This is a genomic window from Streptomyces sp. ICC4 (genome assembly GCF_003287915.1).
GTDB classification, from domain to species: Bacteria; Actinomycetota; Actinomycetes; order Streptomycetales; family Streptomycetaceae; genus Streptomyces; species Streptomyces tritrimontium.
In genome coordinates this window covers 575038-594389 of record NZ_CP030286.1, presented here as the reverse complement: position 1 = coordinate 594389, position 19352 = coordinate 575038, and the positions used below count along the sequence as shown (strand labels likewise).

General features: G+C 72.5%; 16 protein-coding genes. 13 read left to right on the top strand and 3 right to left on the bottom strand.

Translation table 11 applies throughout. From position 1 onward, the window contains the following. Window positions 1-45: 45 nt before the first annotated feature. Complete coding sequence (locus DRB89_RS02820) at window positions 46-447, top strand: hypothetical protein (RefSeq protein WP_343234506.1); 402 nt, start codon at window positions 46-48, stop codon at window positions 445-447. A gap of 83 nt (window positions 448-530) precedes the next feature. Further along, window positions 531-1982, top strand: coding sequence for a S28 family serine protease (locus DRB89_RS02815; RefSeq protein WP_112447145.1), 1452 nt, complete (start codon window positions 531-533; stop codon window positions 1980-1982). Between the two features lie 24 nt (window positions 1983-2006). Here the strand turns inward: DRB89_RS02815 and DRB89_RS02810 are convergent, their stop codons facing one another. Both DRB89_RS02810 and DRB89_RS02805 read right to left on the bottom strand, forming a co-directional pair. Beyond that, complete coding sequence (locus DRB89_RS02810; RefSeq protein WP_112447143.1) at window positions 2007-3884, bottom strand: glycoside hydrolase family 3 protein; 1878 nt, start codon at window positions 3882-3884, stop codon at window positions 2007-2009. 29 nt (window positions 3885-3913) lie between these two features. After that, window positions 3914-4909, bottom strand: coding sequence for a LysR family transcriptional regulator (locus DRB89_RS02805; RefSeq protein ID WP_112447141.1), 996 nt, complete (start codon window positions 4907-4909; stop codon window positions 3914-3916). A gap of 108 nt (window positions 4910-5017) precedes the next feature. Here DRB89_RS02805 and DRB89_RS02800 point away from each other — a divergent pair, with 108 nt between their 5' ends. Next, entirely contained in the window at window positions 5018-5977 is a 960-nt protein-coding gene (locus DRB89_RS02800) for an EamA family transporter (RefSeq protein WP_112447139.1), read from the top strand. A gap of 28 nt (window positions 5978-6005) precedes the next feature. On the opposite strand, the gene DRB89_RS02795 is transcribed toward DRB89_RS02800, so the two are convergent. Next, the gene (locus tag DRB89_RS02795; RefSeq protein ID WP_112447137.1) at window positions 6006-6974 is read right to left on the bottom strand and encodes a LuxR C-terminal-related transcriptional regulator; all 969 of its coding nucleotides are present in this window, start codon (window positions 6972-6974) and stop codon (window positions 6006-6008) included. Between the two features lie 308 nt (window positions 6975-7282). Here DRB89_RS02795 and DRB89_RS02790 point away from each other — a divergent pair, with 308 nt between their 5' ends. The 10 genes from DRB89_RS02790 (at window position 7283) to DRB89_RS02745 (ending at window position 19349) form a co-directional block, all read left to right on the top strand. Further along, on the top strand, window positions 7283-8086 hold the full coding sequence (locus tag DRB89_RS02790) for a hypothetical protein (protein WP_162688452.1): 804 nt from the start codon (window positions 7283-7285) through the stop codon (window positions 8084-8086). Window positions 8087-8290: 204 nt separating this feature from the next. Beyond that, window positions 8291-8866 carry a GNAT family N-acetyltransferase gene (locus DRB89_RS02785; RefSeq protein ID WP_112447133.1) on the top strand — a complete coding sequence of 192 codons (576 nt, stop codon included), beginning with the start codon at window positions 8291-8293 and terminating at the stop codon, window positions 8864-8866. 343 nt (window positions 8867-9209) lie between these two features. Continuing rightward, the gene (locus tag DRB89_RS02780; RefSeq protein ID WP_112447131.1) at window positions 9210-9794 is read left to right on the top strand and encodes an isochorismatase family cysteine hydrolase; all 585 of its coding nucleotides are present in this window, start codon (window positions 9210-9212) and stop codon (window positions 9792-9794) included. A gap of 43 nt (window positions 9795-9837) precedes the next feature. Further along, on the top strand, window positions 9838-10863 hold the full coding sequence (hypE, locus tag DRB89_RS02775) for a hydrogenase expression/formation protein HypE (protein ID WP_112447130.1): 1026 nt from the start codon (window positions 9838-9840) through the stop codon (window positions 10861-10863). 20 nt (window positions 10864-10883) lie between these two features. After that, window positions 10884-13253: a carbamoyltransferase HypF gene (gene hypF / locus DRB89_RS02770; protein WP_204357647.1), complete on the top strand. Its 2370-nt coding sequence runs from the start codon at window positions 10884-10886 to the stop codon at window positions 13251-13253. A 4-nt stretch (window positions 13254-13257) separates the two neighbouring features. Further along, window positions 13258-14592 (top strand): diaminobutyrate--2-oxoglutarate transaminase family protein, encoded by a 1335-nt coding sequence (locus DRB89_RS02765; RefSeq protein WP_204357646.1) that lies wholly within the window; start codon window positions 13258-13260, stop codon window positions 14590-14592. 73 nt (window positions 14593-14665) lie between these two features. Beyond that, on the top strand, window positions 14666-15379 hold the full coding sequence (locus DRB89_RS02760; RefSeq protein ID WP_112447127.1) for a cyclase family protein: 714 nt from the start codon (window positions 14666-14668) through the stop codon (window positions 15377-15379). After that, window positions 15366-16727 carry an MFS transporter gene (locus DRB89_RS02755; protein WP_112447125.1) on the top strand — a complete coding sequence of 454 codons (1362 nt, stop codon included), beginning with the start codon at window positions 15366-15368 and terminating at the stop codon, window positions 16725-16727. The genes DRB89_RS02760 and DRB89_RS02755 overlap by 14 nt, the downstream gene beginning before the upstream one ends. A gap of 10 nt (window positions 16728-16737) precedes the next feature. After that, the gene (locus tag DRB89_RS02750) at window positions 16738-18084 is read left to right on the top strand and encodes an amidohydrolase (RefSeq protein WP_204357645.1); all 1347 of its coding nucleotides are present in this window, start codon (window positions 16738-16740) and stop codon (window positions 18082-18084) included. Beyond that, on the top strand, window positions 18081-19349 hold the full coding sequence (locus DRB89_RS02745; RefSeq protein WP_112447121.1) for a biotin carboxylase: 1269 nt from the start codon (window positions 18081-18083) through the stop codon (window positions 19347-19349). Before DRB89_RS02750 ends, DRB89_RS02745 begins: the two co-directional genes overlap by 4 nt. Window positions 19350-19352 lie beyond the last annotated feature (3 nt).

Sequence of the window (19352 nt, the reverse complement as noted above, 5' to 3'; positions counted from 1 at the left end):
GTACGTGCGTACGCGCGTTGTACGTACGACCGTCGGGGGGGCAGTGTGTTGAAGGCGCGGAAGCGGGGCGGCCGGTGGGCCGTCCGCCTGGGTGTGTTCACCGCGGCGCTGTGGACGCTCGCGGGCGTGCTGCTCGTGGCGCAGCCCGCGCACGCGGCGACCGGGGGGTGCGAGGGGCGGCGGGCGGCGACGCTGCCGTTCCCCGCGGGGGAGGTGCGGGTCTACAAGACCCGCGACCAGGCCTGCGCGGTGGCGGTCGCCCATGACCCCGGCCGGCGCCGCGCGATGTCGGTGAGCATCCAGCCGCGCGGCGGGTACCCGGTCCGCGATTCCGGACCATTCACCCGTTATGCCGGACCGGTCACCGTCCACGCGATCCACCGCTGCGTGTATGTAAAGGGGAGCGTGGGGGCCGGATCTGTCGATTCCGGCTGGATACTGTGCTGATGGAGCGGCCCAACTAGGTCTGTTCAGGCGCGTGTTGCCCCGGCTAGGTTCACGGCGACCGAAGTGAACTAAGGGGAGGGTGAATGCGCAAGAAGCTCGGATGGCTGCTGTCGCTCGTGGTGCTCATCGGCACCATGGGTGCGGCCGGCACCGCGGCACAAGCGGCCACCGCCGCGGAGCCTGCCGCCGCCACGGAGACCACCGCCGCCACGGACATCAAGGACCAGATCCTCGCGGTACCGGGGATGAGCCTGATCGAGGAGAAGCCGTACCCCGGCTACCGCTTCTTCGTACTGAACTACGAGCAGCCGGTCGACCACCGCGCGCCGTGGAAGGGCACCTTCAAGCAGCGCCTGACCCTGCTGCACAAGGACGTCTCCCGGCCCACGGTGTTCTTCACCTCCGGCTACAACGTCAACACCAGCCCGCGGCGCAGTGAGCCGACGACCATCGTCGACGGCAACCAGGTGTCCATGGAGTATCGGTTCTTCACCCCCTCCCGGCCCGACCCGGCCAACTGGGCGAAGCTGGACATCTGGCAGGCCGCCAGCGACCAGCACCGGGTCTTCACCGCACTGAAGAGGATCTACAAGAAGAACTGGCTCGCCACCGGCGGCAGCAAGGGCGGGATGACGGCCACCTACTTCGAGCGGTTCTACCCGCGCGACATGGACGGCGTCGTCGCGTACGTCGCCCCCAACGACGTGGTGAACAAGGAGGACTCGGCCTACGACCGGTTCTTCGCCCAGGTCGGTACCAAGGAGTGCCGCGACAGGCTGAACGCGGTGCAGCGCGAGGCGCTCGTGCGCCGCGTGCCGCTGGAGGCCAAGTACGCGGCCGCCGCCGCCGAGAACGGCTGGACCTTCACCACCGTCGGCAACCTCGACAAGGCCTACGAGGCCGTCGTGCTCGACTACGTGTGGGCCTTCTGGCAGTACAGCCTGCTCGCCGACTGCTCCGCCGTCCCGGCGGCCGCGACCGCGAGCGACCAGGAGATCTGGGACACGATCGACGCGATCTCCGGCTTCTCGGCCTACGCCGACCAGGGCCTGGAGACGTACACGCCGTACTACTACCAGGCGGGCACGCAGCTCGGCTCGCCCGACATCAAGCAGCCCCACCTGGGCAAGCTGAGCCGCTACGGCTACCAGCCGCCGCGCAACTTCGTCCCCCGCGACATCCCCATGGACTTCCAGCCGGGGGCCATGCGGGACGTGGACACCTGGGTCCGGCACCACGCGAACCAGATGCTCTTCGTCTACGGGCAGAACGACCCGTGGGGCGCCGAGCCGTTCCACCTCGGCCACGGGGCGCGCGACAGCTACGTGATGACCGCGCCGGGCGCCAACCACGGGGCCAACGTCGCCAAGCTCCAGGAGGGCGAGAGGGCGCTGGCCACCGCGAAGATCCTGCAGTGGGCCGGGGTGGCCCCGGCCGCCACGCTCACCGGCCCGGCCAAGGCCGAGCCGCTGGCGAAGCCGGACGCGCAGCTCGACCAGCGCGACCTGCAGCGCGAGCCGATGCTGCGGCCGTAGCCGCGGCTCCCGCTGGGCCCCCGGCTAGTACGTCAGCCCGTGGCCCAGCGGGTAGCGGCCCGGCACGGGCACCGGGAGGCGCCCGGTCGGCCGCAGGGTCCCCGTGACCACGCGGGCCGCCGCCCGCAGCTCCGCGTCCGTCCAGGTGTACGTCGCCAGCTCGGCGGCGCACCGCGGCAGCCGGGCCGGATCGTACGGATTGCGGATCGCCACGAGGACCACCGGCACCCCGGTGGCCAGCAGCTCCGTGACCAGGTCGCGCTGCGGGCTCGGCCCCTCCGGGACGTTGTACGTGCACACGAGCACCGCCGCGTTCCCCGCCGCGAGGGCCACCGCGCGGCCGGGCGGCAGCGCCGTCGCCCGGCAGCCCAGCGCGGACAGCTCCCGGGCCAGCACCACCGTGGGGGGACCCGTGGTGCCCGTGGGGGAGAGCGGGTCGGTCCCCGTGACCAGGAGCCGAGGCCGGTCCGCCGCGTCCAGCGGCAACAGGCCGTCCGCGTTGGCCAGCAGGGTCGTCGTCCGGCCCGCGATCTCCTCGGCCGCGGCCAGGTGCGAGGGGATCCCGACGGCCGCGTCCACCGCCCCGGCCGTGGCCGCCGGGGCCGCCGGGACCACGCCCGGGGCCTGGTCGAACAGCCCCCGGCGTTCCTTGAGTTCCAGGATCCGCAGCACCGACTCCTCGATCCGGGCCCGCGTCAGCTCACCCGATTCCACGGCCGCCAGCACGCTGCGGTGGGCGAGCCCCAGGTCCGGCGGGTTCAGCAGCTGGTCGCAGCCCGCCTTGAGGGCCAGCACCGGGACCCGGTCGTCCCCGTACTTCTGGCGCACCCCGGCCATGTCGAGGGCGTCGGTGACCACCACCCCCCGGAAGCCCAGGCGTTCGCGCAGGATGCCGGTGACGATGGGCCTCGACAGGGTCGCCGGATCCCCCGAGGGATCGAGCGCGGGGAAGACGATGTGCGCCGTCATGACCACGTCCACGCCGGCCCGGACGGCCGCCCGGAACGGCGGCTCGTCCAGTTCCTCCCACTGCGCCCGGGTGTGCTTCATCAGCGGCAGCCCGACATGGCTGTCGGTGCCGGTGTCCCCGTGCCCCGGGAAGTGCTTCACGGTGGCGGCCACCCCCGCGCCCTGGTAGCCGCGGACCTGGGCCACGACCAGGTCCGCCACCGCGTGCGGGTCGGCGCCGAAGGACCGTACGCCGATGACCGGGTTGGCCGGGTCCACGTTCACGTCGGCCACCGGCGCGTAGTTGTGCCGGATGCCCATCGCGGCCAGCTCCGCGCCCGCGACGCGCGCGGCCCGGCGGGCCTGGGCCGTCGCACCGTCGCCGTCGGGGGCCACGGCCCCCAGCGCCATGGCGCCCGGCAGCAGGGTCGCGGGCCTGCCGATCCGGGCGACGGCCCCGTGCTCCTGGTCGACGGAGAGCAGCAGCGGGATGCCCGCGCCGGATTCCGCGGCCGCCTGCTGGAGGCCGGCCGACAGCTCGGCGACCTGGTGCGGGGTACGGGTGTTGTGCGCCCAGCCGAAGTAGACGATCCCGCCCAGGTGGTAGCGGGAGACCAGCTCGGCGGCGGTGCGCACCCCGAAGTTCTGCTGGTTGAGGGCGGCGTCCGCGGGGTCGGGCCCGGTCGCCGAATGCCCGTACGCACGGGACACGAAGAGCTGCCCGACCAGTTCGGCCAGGCTCATCCGGGCCATGGTCGCGCGCGGCCGGGCCCGGGCGGAGCCGCGCCCCGGCGGACGGTCGCCCGGCCTCGCGTCGTCGGGCAGGGGGCCGCGCGCGGCCGGTCCGCCGGGGGTTCCGGAAGGGCCGACGGCGGCCGAGACGGCCCCCGCGGCGGTGACGGCGGCGACGGCGGCCGCGGTGAGCAGGGACCGGCGGGAGGCTTGGTACGGCACGCGCCGGACGCTACTGCGGGACTACGCCTTCAGAGCGACGGACACTCCTCAGGTCCCCCGGACGGGGGGCCAAGCGGTCTCGGGGAAGTGGGCGGCGCGGAGGCGTGCCTCACTTCCCCGAGACCGCTTAGCCGGGCCCAGTGCTCCTGGATGGTCCGCACGGCCTCGGTGATCGCCGGCCGGCGGGCCGCCCCGGTCCGCCACGCGGCGTACAACCGGCGTACGGGGCCCGGGTCCAGGGGTACGGCCACCGCCCCCGGCGGCAGCTCCCCGGTGCCCAGCCGGGGTACGACGGCCACCCCGAGCCCGGCGGCGACCAGCGCGACGACGGTGTGGTTCTCCTCGGCGACGTGCGTGATGTCGGGTTCGAACCCGGCCGTGCGCAGGGTGCGTACGAGCCAGTCGTGGCAGACCCGGCCGGGCGGCTGGCACACCCACCGCTCCCCGCCCAGGTCCGATCGGTGGATGACGGAGCGGGAGGTGAACGGGTGCCCGGCCGGCACCACGAGGTCGCAGCGGTCGTCGCCGATCACGGCCTGCTCGACGCCGTCGGGCGCGGGCAGCGGGGCGATGTCCCAGTCGTGGGTGACGGCCAGGTCCGTGATGCCGCGGGCCACCAGGTCCATCGACAGGTGCGGGTTGACCTCGGTGAGCCGGGTGTCCAGGGCCGGGTGGCGGCGCGCGAGGTCGGCGAGGACCCCGGGGAGCAGGCCGCGGGCGGCCGAGGCGAAGGCGGCGATCCGCAGCCGGCCGACGGGCTGGCCGCGGGACTCCTCCAGGGTGGTCTCCGCCCGCTCCGCGATGGCCAGCAGCTGCTCGGCCGTGGCGGCCAGCAGTTTGGCCTCCTCGGTGAGCGCGACCCCGCGGCCGTGGCGTTCGAGGAGGGTGGTGCGGGTCTCCCGCTCCAGCTTGGAGATCTGCTGGGAGACGGCGGAGGGCGTGTAGCCGAGTGCGGCGGCGGCCGCCCCGACCGAGCCGTGGACGGAGACGGCATGGAGGGCGCGCAGCCGTGAGAGGTCCAGCATGCCGGCAGCCTACGGCGCCCGGTGCCGCCGGTGGATGAAGCATCACTAATTCCGATACTGAAGACATCGGCGCTGGTGCTGAACGGTCGCGGCCCCGATGCTCGGAGCATGCGACCCATTCACACCGCCCTCGCGGTTCTCGTAGCCGCCGTCTGGGGTTTCAACTTCGTCGTCATCGAGATCGGGCTCGGCACCTTCCCCCCGCTGCTGCTGTCCGCGCTGCGCTTCCTGGTCGCCGCGATCCCGGCGGTCTTCTTCGTCGGCAAGCCCAAGGTGGCGTGGAAGTGGGTGATCGCGGTCGGAGTGGTGCTCGGGATCGTGAAGTTCGGGCTGCTGTTCACGGGGATGGACCGCGGGATGCCGGCCGGCCTGTCCTCGCTGGTGCTCCAGGCCCAGGCGGTGTTCACCGCCGTGTTCGCGGCGGTCGTGCTCAAGGAGCGGCCGGGCCGGGTGCGGATCGCCGGCATGGCCGTGGCCTTCGTGGGGATCGGCGTGGCCGCCGTGGACGAGGGCGCCTCCGGCCCGGTGCTGGGCTTCACGATGGTGATCGCGGCCGCCGCGTGCTGGGGCGTCTCCAACGTCCTGACCCGCAAGGCGTCCCCGCCCGACGCGCTGAACTTCATGGTCTGGGTGAGCGTGGTGCCGGTGCTGCCGCTGGCCGCGCTGTCGCTGCTGCTGGAAGGCCCGGAGCGGGACCTGGCCGCGCTGCGCGGGCTGGACTGGAGCGGCGTGGGCGTCATCGTGTACCTCGCCTGGATCACCACGGTGTTCGGGTTCGGGGCGTGGGGGTTCCTGCTGCGCCGCTACCCCGCCTCCTCCGTGGCCCCCTTCTCGCTCCTGGTCCCCGTCTTCGGGATGACCTCGGCGGCCGTGGTGCTGGGGGAGCAGGTGAGCGGGCTGCGCTGGGTGGCGGCGGTGCTGCTGGTGGGCGGTGTGGCGGTGACCTCGCTGGTCCCCTCGAAGTCCCGGCCCGCGGCCGGACCGGCCCCGGCCCCGGCCGTGGCTCCGGCCCCGGCGGCGACGGCGACGGCGCCCGAGGGTCAGGACGCGGCCGTCCGCGTCCCCTGACCCGCGGATCCGCCGGGGCCGGCGCGGATCAGTTGCCTCCGAAGGGCTCCTTGCCCAGCAGATATCCGGCGTGCAGCCGGTTGCGGGCGCCGATGCTCTTCATGATGTTCGCGATGTGCCGCTGGCAATTCCGCAGGGAAATCCCGACGACATGGGCTATCCGATTGTCCGACTCGCCCTGGATGAGCAGGGAAACGATCGTCTGCTGGATGTCCGAGGTGATCGCGGCACGAGCCGGGCGGTCGGTTTCCGGGACGAATTTCTCCCCCGCGCTCCAGGCCCGCTCGAAAGCCTCCGCAATGAATGAGACAAGGTGTCTGTTTCTCGATACCGCCGCCCCGTGGGATCCGTCCATGAGCGGCAGTATCGCCACTTCCCGGTCGAAGACGATGCAGCGCGGAAAACCGCCGGCGAGCGTGCAGACTTCCGCGCCGAGCGGTGTGAACCGCTCGACGAAGGACATCGTGACCGGGCTGAACCGGGCCGTGTGCTGGTAAAGGGTCCGCATCCGCACCCCCCGCCGCAGCAGCCGTTCGGTGCGCTCCAGGCTCTCGTCGAGCACCCCCTCGTCCCGCGCCCCGCCGGGCTGGGAGGTCAGCACCTCGGCGCGGCAGCCTTCGGCCAGGCCGTTGATGAGCTGGCGGACATCGTGGACCCCGGGGATGACCTCCAGTGAGTTGTCGTCCTCCAAGTGCTCGGTCTTGAGCGTCAACTCATCGAGATCTCCCCGGAGATGGTCGATGAAGGCCTGTATCTCGTTGAGGCCGTGCTGCGCCGGGTTGAGGACCTTGATGCGCGCGTGGTCCACGGGGTACGGGGTGTAGATCCCCGTGTCCGGGCACTTGCTCAGCAGCCCGAGGTCCCCCAGGGCGTCGGCGGCTTCCTCCACGTCGGCGGCGTCCATGTCCAGTGCCTCGCACGCGGATTCGCGCGTTGTACCCGGTGTCAGGGCCACGAACCGGTAGAGGCGGTTCCCGTCAGCGGTCAGCTGAGGCACGGGAAAAGGATGGACTTGTCTGGTTGAGTTCAATTCATCCCCCTGTCATGTTTTCGCCAGCGGCAACATGATCCCAGAAGGGGATGGATACGGAAGTCGTCCCACCGGCAGGATGAAGGCGAAGCTGATCCGGACCGCGGAAAAGATTCTGGAGGGGCAGGTAAGCATGCCACGTATAGCGAGATCCCTTCTCGCCATTGCGGCAACTGTCGCGGTGTCCGTCTTCCTTGCTCCGTCGACAAGTGGTATGGCCCCGGTGGCCGCCACTGGTCCGGATCGGGTAGTCAACGATCTCGGCTGGGGATGAGATGCCTCGAAGTAAGTCGTACAACACGTACTCCAACCTGCAGCGACCCGAGTTCCGCAAGCGAGTGGACGACCTCCTGCTGAAGTTCGAGCGGGACTTCTACGAGCGCAGCGCGGGCGCCGACGGCATGCTCGACAAGGACAAGTTCGACCTCGACCTGTACAAGCGGCACAACGTCGAGACGATGATCCGCATCGGTCTCAAGCGCGCCGTCGACCCGCTCATCGCCAACTACTGGGCCACCCGCGACCCGCAGCTCTGCAAGGAGTGGGGGCTGTACGGCGCGGAGGAGGGCCGCCACGACCGCATGTTCGCCGGCGACCTGCACAAGGTGGGCATGACGGACGAGGAGATCTACGCGATCCGTCCGACCTTCGCCACCGAGCTGCTCAACGGCTACTTCTACTACACGATGGCCACCGAGGGTCCGCTCGCGGCCATGATCAGCGGCTTCTACCTGGAGTACATCGCGGGCAAGACCCAGCCCGACTGGCTCAACATCATGGAGCAGCACGTCGGGGCCGCCAACACCAAGGGCGCCCGCGCCCACCTGGCCCTCGACGAGGACGACGACCACGTGGACATGGTCTGGAACCTCATCATGCGGGTCGTCAAGGACGAGGACGACGAAGAGCGCTTCGTCGAGCACCTCATCAAGATCAACTCCCTGTTCGTCTCCTACTTCGTCGAGGTCTACGCCGCCACCGTGCTCGGCGCCGGCGCCGACCTCTCGCTGCTGACCCAGGCGGCCCCGGCCGCCGCCGTCCAGACCAACCTGCAGACGCAGGCCACGGCCTCGGTCTAGCAGGCCCGGTCCGGCCGGTCAGCCTGATCCGGCCGGTCAGCCCGGTCCGACCGGTCAGCCCGGTCCGACACGCAAGTCGCCACCTCCGCAAGCCGGCGATCCCGGACATTGCGCTCCCAGATGTCCGCACCGCCCCGGCGGGGCCGTGCGCGCGGTGTCCGGGGTCCGGCTGCCTCTCCCGTCCACTCACCAAGGAAGACGACGATGCACTATTCATGGCCTCGCGAGCTGTCCGAGCAGGACATGCGCGAAATGATCGAGCTGATGGACGCCGTGGCGGTCAAGGAGATGACCCTCGGCTTCTACGAACCCGTAGGGCTGGAGAAGGGCCTCCCGCTGATGCGGGCCTTCGAGGCCGACCTGCGGAAGGGGGCCGTCGACCTCCTCCACGTCCGCAACGACGAAGGCCGCATCGTCGGCATGGTGACCCTCGCCCGGGCGCCGCTGCCGGCCCGCCGCCACATCGTCGAGATGCGCCGCTGCGTCGTCGCCCCCGACTACCGCGGGCAGTTCCTGCTCGAGGGCTGGGCCGAGGCCCTGCGCAAGGTCGGCGAGATGGGATGCGACGTCATCACGCTCGAAGTCCGCGACGACGGCCCCTCCGTGCTCTGGCAGCGCCTGGGCTTCCGCGAGTACGGCCGGCTGCCCGACTACGCCCGCGCCGACGAACGCCCCGTCACCGGCTTCTACATGTACGCCCGGCTCGCCGACATCACGGCCCACTTCGAGGCCACCGGCAGCTGGCTGCACGAGATCGAGTCCGACCGCGTGGCCGCGTAGCGAGCCCGGCTCCGCACCGCCCGCACACCGGCTGAACGTACGGGCACACCCCCGCGCCGCCCCGCGCACCCTCGCGGCGCACTCGCACCACACCTGACGCGCCTCCGAGCGCCCCTCCCGGCCGTCGGCGCCCCATCGGGGCCGCCCGGCACGGTGCCACCGCCAACGCCCCGCCACCGGCGGGCGGATCCCCTCCTCCCCACGGGCAGCGGCCCGACGGCCGCGCCCACGCGGCGCCCGCCGCGCCCCGCCCCGCACCCCGCGCACCCACCCCGGCAGAGCGCGCTTCCGCACGCCCCCGGCCGGGTCCATCCGACACACCGGTCCACCGAAGGGCACAGCCATGTCGAAGATCGCCGTCCTCACCAACGACCTCCAGTACGAACTGGTCGAGAAGAACCCCGAGCGCGTCGCCGCCGTCGAGGCCGCGACCCCGCACTTCACCGGGTTCCTCGACGAGATGCGCCGCCGCGGCCACCACATCTTCCACCTGCAGCTGGTCAACGACCCGGACGACCCGAACGCCGAGCGCTACGACGGCTACCTCCCGGTCACCCGCGGCACCCACGGCGCCGACGTCATCGAGGCGTTCCTCGCCCCCGAGGACGTCGTCATGGAGAAGAGCAAGGACTCGGGCTTCTACGAGACCGACCTGCACGAGCGCCTCCAGGCCCTCGGCGTCGACACCGTCCTGATCACCGGCATGCAGACGCAGATCTGCGTCCAGACCACCGCCGCCGACGCCTTCTTCCGCGGCTACAACATCTGGGTCCCGTCCGACTGCGTCGTCTCGGCCCGCCTGGACGACAAGCAGCGCGCCCTGGACTGGCTCGAGGGCTACTGCGCCACCGTGACCGACTCCTCCGAGGTCCTGCGCGTCCTGGACGCCGAGGGCGGTCTGCCCCGCAAGAACATCAAGACCCCGTGACCGCGCCCCACTCGACGCAGCCCCTCTCCGCAAAGGAACCGGCATGACCACGAGCGTGGACCCCACCCAGTACATCGTTCTCGACCACGGCACCGGCGCGAAGCTCAGCCAGGACCTGGTCCAGCTGATCGCACAGACCCTCGGCGACGTGTACGTCGGCATCATGGAGGACAGTGCGGTCCTCAAGATCGAGGGCGACCGCATCGCGATGACCACCGACTCCTTCGTGATCGACCCGCCGTTCTTCGGCAACGGGGACATCGGGAAGATCGCGGTCTGCGGCACCGTCAACGACCTGGCCGTGGCGGGCGCCCGGCCCAAGTACCTCACCCTCGGCATGATCCTGGAGACCGGGCTGCCCATACCCAAGCTCGTCCAGGTCCTGGAGTCGATCCGCGACACCGCCCGCGAGGCCGACGTACAGATCGTCGGAGGTGACACCAAGGTCGTCCGCAAGGGCGAGGCCGACCAGATCTACCTCAACACCGCGGGCGTCGGGGTCTTCGAGCGCGAGCCGCTCACCATGACCGACGTGCGCCCCGGCGACAAGGTGATCCTCAGCGGCCCCATCGGCAACCACACCGTCCACCTGCTCTCCATCCGCGAGGGCCTCGGCTTCGAACAGCGCGTGGACAGCGACTGCGCCCCGCTCAACGGCCTCGTCGAAACGGTGCTCTCCACCGTCCCCGCCGGCGCCGTCCGCTCGATGCGCGACGTCACCCGCGGCGGCCTGACGGCGGTGCTCCACGAGTACGCCCACAAGCTCGGCCGCACCATCCGCGTCGCCCAGGACGACCTGCCCATCCAGCACGAGACCGCGATGGCCGCCGACATGCTCGGCATCAACCCCCTCCACTGCGCCAACGAGGGCTGCCTGGCGGTCTTCGTGGACCCGGAGGCCGAGGCCGAGGTGCTGGCCGCCCTGCGCTCCCTGCCCTACGGCAAGCACGCGGTGACCATCGGCGAGATCTCCGAGGACACCGAGGGCCTGGTCCTGCTGCGCGACAAGGAGGGTCGCGAGACCCAGCTGGAGGAGCTGCTCGGCGCAGAGCTCCCCCGGCTCTGCTGAGAAGGGCCGGGGAGACCGCCATGAGCATCGATCAGAGCGCAGAGCCCGCAGTGTGCACGGAGGAGTGGCGCATCCGCGTCACCGGCGTGGTCCAGGGCGTCGGCTACCGGCCCTTCGTCTACAAGCTGGCCCGCGAACTCGGCCTGTCCGGCTGGGTCCGCAACGACCCCGAGGGCGTGCTGGTGGAGGCGTCCGGACCGGTCGCCGCCCTGGAGGAGTTCGCGGCCGGCCTGAGCGGCCGCGCCCCCGAGCTCGCCCGGGTGGACGAAGTCCGTCCCACCCGGGACCTGGCCCCGGGGAGCGTGCCCCCCGGCCCGTTCACCATCGTGCACAGCGAGCACACCGGAGCCCGGTCCGCGCTGCTCCCGGCGGACACCCACGTGTGTGGCGACTGCCAGGCGGAACTTCGGGACCCGAAGGACCGCCGGCACCGCTACCCCTTCATCAACTGCACCAACTGCGGGCCCCGGTACTCCATCATCCAGGACCTGCCGTACGACCGTCCGATGACCACCATGGCCTCCTTCACCATGTGCGCGGACTGCAAGAACGAGTACGAAGACCCCATGGACCGGCGCTACCACGCGCAGCCCAACGCGTGCCCGGACTGCGGCCCCCGGCTGGTGCTCCAGGACCGCGAGGGGAACACGGCCGAAGGGGACGAGGCCCTCCTGGGGGCCGCCCGGGTGCTCGCGGACGGCGGGATCGCGGCCATGAAGAGCGTCGGCGGCTTCCACCTCGTGGTGGACGCGACGAACGCGGAGGCCGTGGCCCTGCTGCGCAGCCGCAAGCGCCGCGACTCCAAGCCCTTCGCGGTGATGGTCCGCGACCTCGTCACGGCGCAGGGCCTCGTGGACCTCTCCGAAGAGGAGATCGACATCCTGCGCTCGCCGGCCCGGCCGATCCTGCTGGCGCGCAAGCGCCCCGGCTCCCTCCCGGAGTCGGTGGCGCCGCGCAACCCCAACCTGGGGATCATGCTGCCGTCGGCACCCCACCACCACCTGCTGCTGGACGAGCCCGGCCTCGAGGCCCTCGTCGCCACCAGCGGCAACATCTCCGGCTACCCCATCGCCTACCGCAACGAGGAGGCGCTGGAGCAGCTCTTCGAGATCGCGGACGTCATCCTCTACCACGACCGCGACATCGAGATCCGCGTGGACGACTCGGTCGTCCGCCTCTCGGCCCACCCCGAACTCGACAAGCCGCTCCTCCAGTTCATCCGGCGGGCCCGCGGCTACGCCCCCTACCCGGTGGACGTCGGCCGCGAGGTCGCCCCCGTGGTCGCCCTCGGAGCCGAGCTGAAGACGACCGTCGCCCTCACCAACGGCTCCCGGGTCTTCCTCAGCCAGCACATCGGCGACCTCAAGAACGACGAGACCTTCGCCGCGCACCACCGCACCGCCCGGCACCTCGCACAGCTCTACGCGCTGAAGCCGGAGATCACCGCGCACGACATGCACCCGCAGTTCCGCTCCACCCGCGCCGCCCTGGACGACGACGGCACGGGCCCGGCCGGCCCCACCGTGGAAGTCCAGCACCACCACGCGCACATGGCCTCCTGCATGGCGGAGAACCACGTGAGCGGCACCACCCTCGGCGTCATATTCGACGGCTTCGGCTACGGCGAGGACGGCACGGTGTGGGGCGGGGAGTTCCTCCTCGGGGACTTCGCCTCCTTCCGCCGCGTCGGCCGGATGCGCGGACTGCCGCTGATCGGCGGGGACCAGGCCGTGCGCGAACCCATCCGCACGGGGTACGCCCTCGCCCTCGACGCCTTCGACGGGGACCAGGACCGGGCCCTGGCCGGCTTCCCCGCCCTCGCCACCCTCGACGCACAGCGGCGCCAGGTCTTCGCGACCATGGCGGCCCGCGGCATCAACTCCCCGCCGACCTCCAGCATGGGCCGCCTCTTCGACGGGGCCGCCGCCCTGGCCGGAGTGTGCGCCAAAGCCGAGTACGAGGCACAGGGCCCGATCGAACTGGAAGGACTCCTGGGCCGCGACGCGACCCGGGAGGAGGGGCCGGAGTACCGCTTCGGCGCCTACGCGGCGGACGGCCTCACCGAGGTGGACCCGCGGCCCGTGATCCGGGCCATGGCCGCCGACATCGCCGCCGGACTGCCCACGGATCGGATCAGCCGCAGGTTCCACACGGCCGTCGTCGAGATGGTCCGGGAGCGCTGCAAGGCCCTGCGGGAGGAGACCGGGGTCAACCAGGTCGCCCTCTCCGGAGGCGTGTTCCTCAACGAATTCCTGCTGCTCAACTGTCTGACCGGGCTGACCGCCGACGGTTTCGACACCTACGTCCAGCGGCTCGTGCCGACCAACGACGGAGGGATCGCCCTCGGTCAGGTCATGGTCGCCGACGCCCGCTCACACCTGAGGAAGTGAAGACGTGACCACCCTCACGCCGGACGACATGTACGCCTTCGTCAAGGAGCGCGAGTCGGGCGCCCGGACCTACGCCAACGCCTTCGGCCAGATCCTCACCGAGGGCCGCGGCGCGCGGATCCGTGACGGACACGGCCGCGAGTACCTCGACTGCCTCGCCGCGGCGGGCACCCTCGCCCTGGGGCACAACCACCCCGAGGTGCTGCGCGAGGTCGCGCGGTACCTCTCCTCCGGTCAGGTCCAGCAGGCGCTGGACCTGACCACCCCCGCCAAGTACGAGTACCTCCAGGCCCTGTACGCACGGCTGCCCGGCACCATGGCCGACCACTTCAAGACGCAGTTCTGCGGGCCCGCGGGCACCGACGCCACCGAGGCGGCCATCAAGCTGTTCAAGACCGCGACGGGCCGCCGGACGGTGCTGTCCTTCCACGGCGCCTACCACGGGATGACGGCGGGGGCGCTCGCGCTCACCGGCAACCTGGGCGCCAAGGAGGCCGTGCCCTCCCTCATGCCGGACGTCCACCACCTGCCCTACCCCTACGACTACCGCTGCCCGTTCGGCATCGGCGGCGAGGCGGGCGTCCGGGCCGGCCTGACCTACATCGAGCGGCTGCTCACCGACCCGGAGAGCGGCATCACCAAGCCGGCCGCCGTCTTCGTCGAGGCGGTCCAGGGCGAGGGCGGGGTCATCCCCGCGCCGCCGGCCTGGCTGCGGGGGCTGCGGGAGATCACCGCCCGGCTGGACATCCCGCTGGTCCTGGACGAGATCCAGGCGGGCTTCGGGCGCACCGGCACCATGTGGGCCTTCGAGGAGTCCGGGATCGAGCCGGACGCCGTACTGGTCTCCAAGGCGGCCGGCGGCGGCTTCCCGCTGTCGATGCTGCTCTACCACGGCAAGTACGACTCCTGGTCGCCCGGCGCCCACGCGGGCACCTTCCGCGGCAACCAGATCGCGCTCGTCGCCGGACTCGCCGCCATGCGGGTCACGGAGTCCGAGGGCCTGATCGAGAAGGCCGTCGCCAAGGGCGAGTTGATCGCGGAACTGCTGGGCCGCCTCGCCGCGGTCCACCCCGAGATCGGCCAGGTCCGCGGCCGGGGCCTGATGTGGGGCATCGAGATCGTGGACCCGCTCGGCCGGGCCGACGCGCTCGGCGCCCTGCCCGCCGACGGAGCCCGCGCCAAGCGCGTCAAGCGGGCCTGCCTGGATCACGGGCTGCTGCTGGAGAGCGGCGGCCGCCACGGCGCCGTGCTCCGCCTCCTGCCGCCACTGATCATCACCGAGGGCGAGATCCACGAGATGGCGGCGGCTCTGGAGAAAGCTCTGATCGACTGCGCCTGAGCGGCAACGGCCGGTTCGGCACGACAGGGCACGGATCCGCGAACGGCGGATCCACGAACGCGAGGACAGGGACATGACCACGGGAACGAGCAGCGGTCAGTGGCGGGTCGACTTCGACGCGGAGGTCGTCTTCAGCAACGGCGGCGCCTTGCAGACCCAGGGATTCCGGCTGGACATCCCCGGTGACGACATCGCCGACGGGGAGCTCGGCGAACTGCTGGTGCGCCACCTCGGACTGCTGATGGTCGGCAGCACGAAGATCACGCGCCGGGAGCTGCTCCAGGAGCCGCACAAGGGCTCCCGCCACACCGCCGCCCCCGGCTCGGGCCGCCGCACCGCCGACCTGACCGGCCCCGCGACCAGGGCCGCCTGGCCCGCGGCTCCCGGCGGCGGCGCACCGGCCCTGGCCGGCCTGGTGGACCTGCCCGTGGTCCTGCTGCGACTCCTCGGAGCCGGGCGGCCGGTCGCCGACCGGCTCGCGCTGGCCCCCTTCGACCTCGCCGGACACGCCGTCGTGGTGCAGACCGGCCGCCAGGACGGCCCGTACCTCACCGAGGACGCGGTGGAACTGCTCGCCGGGCAGGGCGCGGCCCTCGTGGCGACCGACAGCCGGCAGGGCGACGGACCGGTGGCGCGGGCACTCGCCGCCGCCGGCCTGCCCGCCCTCACGGGCCTGACCGGCCTGGAGGAACTCCCGGCGACCGGGGTCCGGCTGCACGCCGTGCCGTTCCCCGGCCCGGACGACACATTGATCAGGGTCTACGGAGTGACAGATGACCAGCACTGAGCAAGTCGGCTTACCGGCGGCCGGCGCCGCGGCGGGCACCGTCCCCGCGGCGGCGGACACCGCCCCCGCGCAGACGGGCACCGTCCCCGCGGCGGCCCGGCGGCCCCGCAGGGAACTGGCCGCCGCCACCGTCGGCTCGGTGGTCGAGGCCTACGACTGGACCATCTACGGCATCCTGGCCCCCTACTTCGCCGAGGCGCTCTTCCCCGGCTCCTCGCCCACCGCCAAACTCATCGCCGCCTACCTGGGCTTCGCCCTCGGCTTCCTGGTCCGGCCCCTGGGCAGCGTGCTCATCGGCCGCCTCACCGACACCCGCGGCCGGCGCTACGGACTGACCCTCACCGTCGGCCTCATCGCGGCCGGCTCCCTGCTCCTGGCCGTCGTACCCGGATACGCCTCCATCGGCCTGGCCGCCCCGCTCCTGGTGGTCGGCGCCCGGCTGGTGCAGGGGCTCTCGGTGGGAGCGGAGAACCCGAGCGTGGCCGCGTACGTCACCGAGACCGCCCCGGCCGGGCGGCGCTACTTCTACAGCGCCGTCTCCTACGCGGGCGTGGTGCTGGGCAGCGCGCTGTCCTTCATCGTGATGAACGTCCTGCTCGGGGTGTTCGGGGAGAGCGGGGTCGAGGACGGCGGCTGGCGCTACGGCTTCGTCTTCGGCGGCCTGCTCGGCCTCACCGCCCTGTGGATCCGGCGCGGCGCGGCGGAGAGCGCCGCCTTCACGGCCGCCGCCGCCAAGGCGCCGAGCCCCTGGCCGGTGCTCCGCTCCCACCTCGGAAGCCTCGCCGTGGTGTTCGCCATCACCTCCGGCGCCACCACCGCCTTCTACTTCGTCACCGTCGACTTCCCGTCCTACGCGGCCAGCGCGGGCGCCGCCACCAAGGAGGAGACCTCCGCGGCCCTGCTGCTGGGCATGGCGGCCCTGCTGGCCGCGATGCTCGGCGGCGGCAAGGCCGCGGACCGGTTCGGCGCCCTGCCCGTCCTGCGCACCGGCTTCGCCGGGCTCGCCCTGGGCACCGTCCCGCTGCTGGCGGCCATGACCTCCGGCCGGGTGCCCGTCCAACTGGTCACCGTGGTCCTGCTCTTCCTGCTGGGCCTGCCGCTCGCCGTGAGCAACGTCTTCGCCGGCCGGATGTTCCCGACGGCCGTGCGCGCCGTGGCGGTGGGCCTGCCCACCGCGGCCGCGATCAGCCTCTTCGGCGGCACCTTCCCGATGCTCGCGGAGCTGCTGCGCTCGGCAGGGCACAACGACTGGCTGCCGTGGTGGCCCGCACTCACCGCCGCGGCGGCGCTGGCCGCCTCATGGGGTGTACGCGAGCACCCCACGTCCTCCGTAACCCCTCATGTCTGAGAAGGACGCCATGACTGCACTGCTCGATGGTCTCGACTCGCTGATGCCGGCCCTTGAAGCCGACTATCGCGAACTGCACGCACACCCCGAACTCGCCTTCCAGGAGAAGCGGACCGCCGCGCTCGTCGCCGAGCGGCTGGCCGCCCAGGGCGGCTGGGAGATCACCACCGGCGTCGGCCGCACCGGCGTGGTCGCCGTTCTCCGCAACGGCGACGGACCCGTGGCCATGCTGCGCGCCGACATGGACGCGCTGCCCGTCAAGGAGGCCACCGGACTGCCGTACGCGAGCACGGAGACCGCCACCGACGACACGGGCGCCGAGGTGCCGGTGATGCACGCCTGCGGACACGATCTGCACGTGGCCGCCCTGATCGGGACCTGCGAGCTGTTCGCCCGCAACCGGGAGGCCTGGCGGGGCACCGTCGTCGCCGTCTTCCAGCCGGGCGAGGAGAGCGGCTACGGCGCCCGCGAGATGGTCGAGGACGGCCTCTTCGAGCGGTTCCCGCGCCCCGACGTCATCCTCGGCTCGCACGTGGGACCCGGCCCGGTCGGACTCGTCGCGACCCTGCCCGGCACGGTCATGGGCGCCACCGACTCCATCACCGTCAAGCTCTTCGGGCGCGGCGGCCACGGCTCCAAGCCCGAGGCCGCGGTGGACCCGGTGGTCATGGCCGCCTCCCTGGTGCTGCGGCTCCAGACGGTGGTCTCCCGCGAGGTCGCCGCCCAGGAACCGGTGGTGCTCACCGTCGGCAAGCTGCAGGCCGGCACCACCGCCGCGGTCATACCCGACACCGCCGAGCTCGGCATCAACGTCCGCACCAGCTCCGCCCCGGTGCGCGAGAAGGTGCTCGCGGCCATCGAGCGCCTGGCGCGCGCCGAGTCGGCCGCCGCCGGAGCGACCGCCGACCCGGAGATCACCTCCGTCTACCACCTGCCGATGACGGTCAACGACACGGCGAGCGCCGAGCGGGTCGCCCAGGCCCACCGCGACCACTTCGGGGCCGGCGCCGTCATGACCATGGGCCCGACCACCGCCAGCGAGGACTTCGGACTCCTCGCCACCGCGGCCGGAGTCCCCTCGGTGTACTGGTTCTACGGCGGCCTCGACCCGCAGGCCTTCGGCGAGGCCTTCGCGGCCGGCCGGCTGGAGGACCTCCCGCAGAACCACTCGTCCACCTTCGCGCCCGTCGCCGGACCCGCGCTGTCCGTGGGCGTCCGCACGATGGCCACGGCCGCCCTGCCCTGGCTCGCCGCCGAGACCGCCCAGCCCGCCGAGACCTCTGAGACCTCCGAGGTGCCCGAGACCGCCGAGGCCGCCGCGGCCGTGCAGCCGGGAGAGGAGGGCCGGAGCGCATGAACGGCGACCGCCCCCACATCCTCGTCCTGCACCGTTGGCGGGACACCCACGCGCACTACACCGACTACCTCGACCACGCCGCCGCCCACGTCACCTACGTGAGCACCGAGCTCGGCCGCGCCTCGCTGCCCCCGGCCGCCGCCGCGGTCGTCGCCGTGGGGCTGACCGACGACCTGCCCGCCGTGCGCGCGGCCGTCACCGGCCTCGCCGCCCGTTTCGGCACCCCGGCCCGGCTCGTCGCCCTCAACGAGGGAGACCTCGACACGGCCGCGCTGATCCGCGAGGAGTTCGCGATCCCCGGCCAGCACACCGCCGAACTGGCCGTCTTCCGCGACAAGCTGACGATGTGCCGCACGGCGGCGGCCGCCGGGCTGCCCGTACCGGCCTTCGCCCCGGCGCCCGACCCGGCCGCGGTGACCGACTTCGGCGAAGCCCACGGCTGGCCGGTGGTCGTCAAACCGCACCGGGGCACCGCCAGCCGGGGCGTGGTCCGGGTGGACCGCGCCGAGGACGTGGCCGAGGTGGCGGGCCTGGCCGCCGCCCTGGCCGGGGAGCCGTACCTCGTCCAGAGCTACGTGGACGGGCCGATCCTGCACATCGACGGCCTGTGGGAGGGCGATTCGCTGGGCAGCTGGACGGTCTCCCGCTACGTCGGCGGCACCTGCGCCGACTTCACCCAGGGCACCTGGCTCGGCTCCGTGGAGGAGGACGACCCCGCGCTCCTGGAGGCCACGGAGGCCTTCGCCGCGGCCGTCGGCGCCGCCCTCGGCGGCACCCGGCCGTGGGTCTTCCACCTGGAGGCCTTCGTCACCGCGGCGCCCGACGGCGGGCCCGCGCTGGTCTTCCTCGAATGCGGGGCCCGGGTGGGCGGCGGCGAGATCCCCTTCACCTGGCGCGACGTCCACGGCGTCGACCTGATGGCCGCCGCCGTCGACATCCAGCTCGGCCTGACCCCGGTCCTGCCGCCCCTGAAGACCGGCGAGGTCGGCGGCTACCTGCTCCTCCCGCTGCCGGTGCCCGCCCCCTGCCGGGTGGAGGCCGCCGGCTGGGTGGGCACGCCCCGGCCGGGCCGCCTCCCGTACGCCGTCCTGCACACCCCGGTCGGCGACGTGGCCCCGGCGATCAGCGGCTACGAGCACGTCGGCACCCGCTTCCGCTTCCGCGGCCCCTCCACCCGGGAGGTCGAGGCGGCCATCACCGAGGCCGCGAACGGCTTCCGGCTGACCTGCGTACCGGCCGCCGGCCCGCCCGACCCGCAGAACTGACAC

What these genes read in the sequence shown, in the direction of transcription:
- DRB89_RS02815 (WP_112447145.1), top strand. Translation starts at nt 531, where the DNA reads ATGCGCAAGAAGCTCGGATGGCTGCTGTCGCTCGTGGTGCTCATCGGC.
- DRB89_RS02805 (WP_112447141.1), bottom strand. Translation starts at nt 4,909, where the DNA reads ATGCTGGACCTCTCACGGCTGCGCGCCCTCCATGCCGTCTCCGTCCAC.
- DRB89_RS02800 (WP_112447139.1), top strand. Translation starts at nt 5,018, where the DNA reads ATGCGACCCATTCACACCGCCCTCGCGGTTCTCGTAGCCGCCGTCTGG.
- DRB89_RS02790 (WP_162688452.1), top strand. Translation starts at nt 7,283, where the DNA reads ATGCCTCGAAGTAAGTCGTACAACACGTACTCCAACCTGCAGCGACCC.
- DRB89_RS02785 (WP_112447133.1), top strand. Translation starts at nt 8,291, where the DNA reads ATGCACTATTCATGGCCTCGCGAGCTGTCCGAGCAGGACATGCGCGAA.
- DRB89_RS02780 (WP_112447131.1), top strand. Translation starts at nt 9,210, where the DNA reads ATGTCGAAGATCGCCGTCCTCACCAACGACCTCCAGTACGAACTGGTC.
- hypE (WP_112447130.1), top strand. Translation starts at nt 9,838, where the DNA reads ATGACCACGAGCGTGGACCCCACCCAGTACATCGTTCTCGACCACGGC.
- hypF (WP_204357647.1), top strand. Translation starts at nt 10,884, where the DNA reads ATGAGCATCGATCAGAGCGCAGAGCCCGCAGTGTGCACGGAGGAGTGG.
- DRB89_RS02760 (WP_112447127.1), top strand. Translation starts at nt 14,666, where the DNA reads ATGACCACGGGAACGAGCAGCGGTCAGTGGCGGGTCGACTTCGACGCG.
- DRB89_RS02755 (WP_112447125.1), top strand. Translation starts at nt 15,366, where the DNA reads ATGACCAGCACTGAGCAAGTCGGCTTACCGGCGGCCGGCGCCGCGGCG.
- DRB89_RS02750 (WP_204357645.1), top strand. Translation starts at nt 16,738, where the DNA reads ATGACTGCACTGCTCGATGGTCTCGACTCGCTGATGCCGGCCCTTGAA.
- DRB89_RS02745 (WP_112447121.1), top strand. Translation starts at nt 18,081, where the DNA reads ATGAACGGCGACCGCCCCCACATCCTCGTCCTGCACCGTTGGCGGGAC.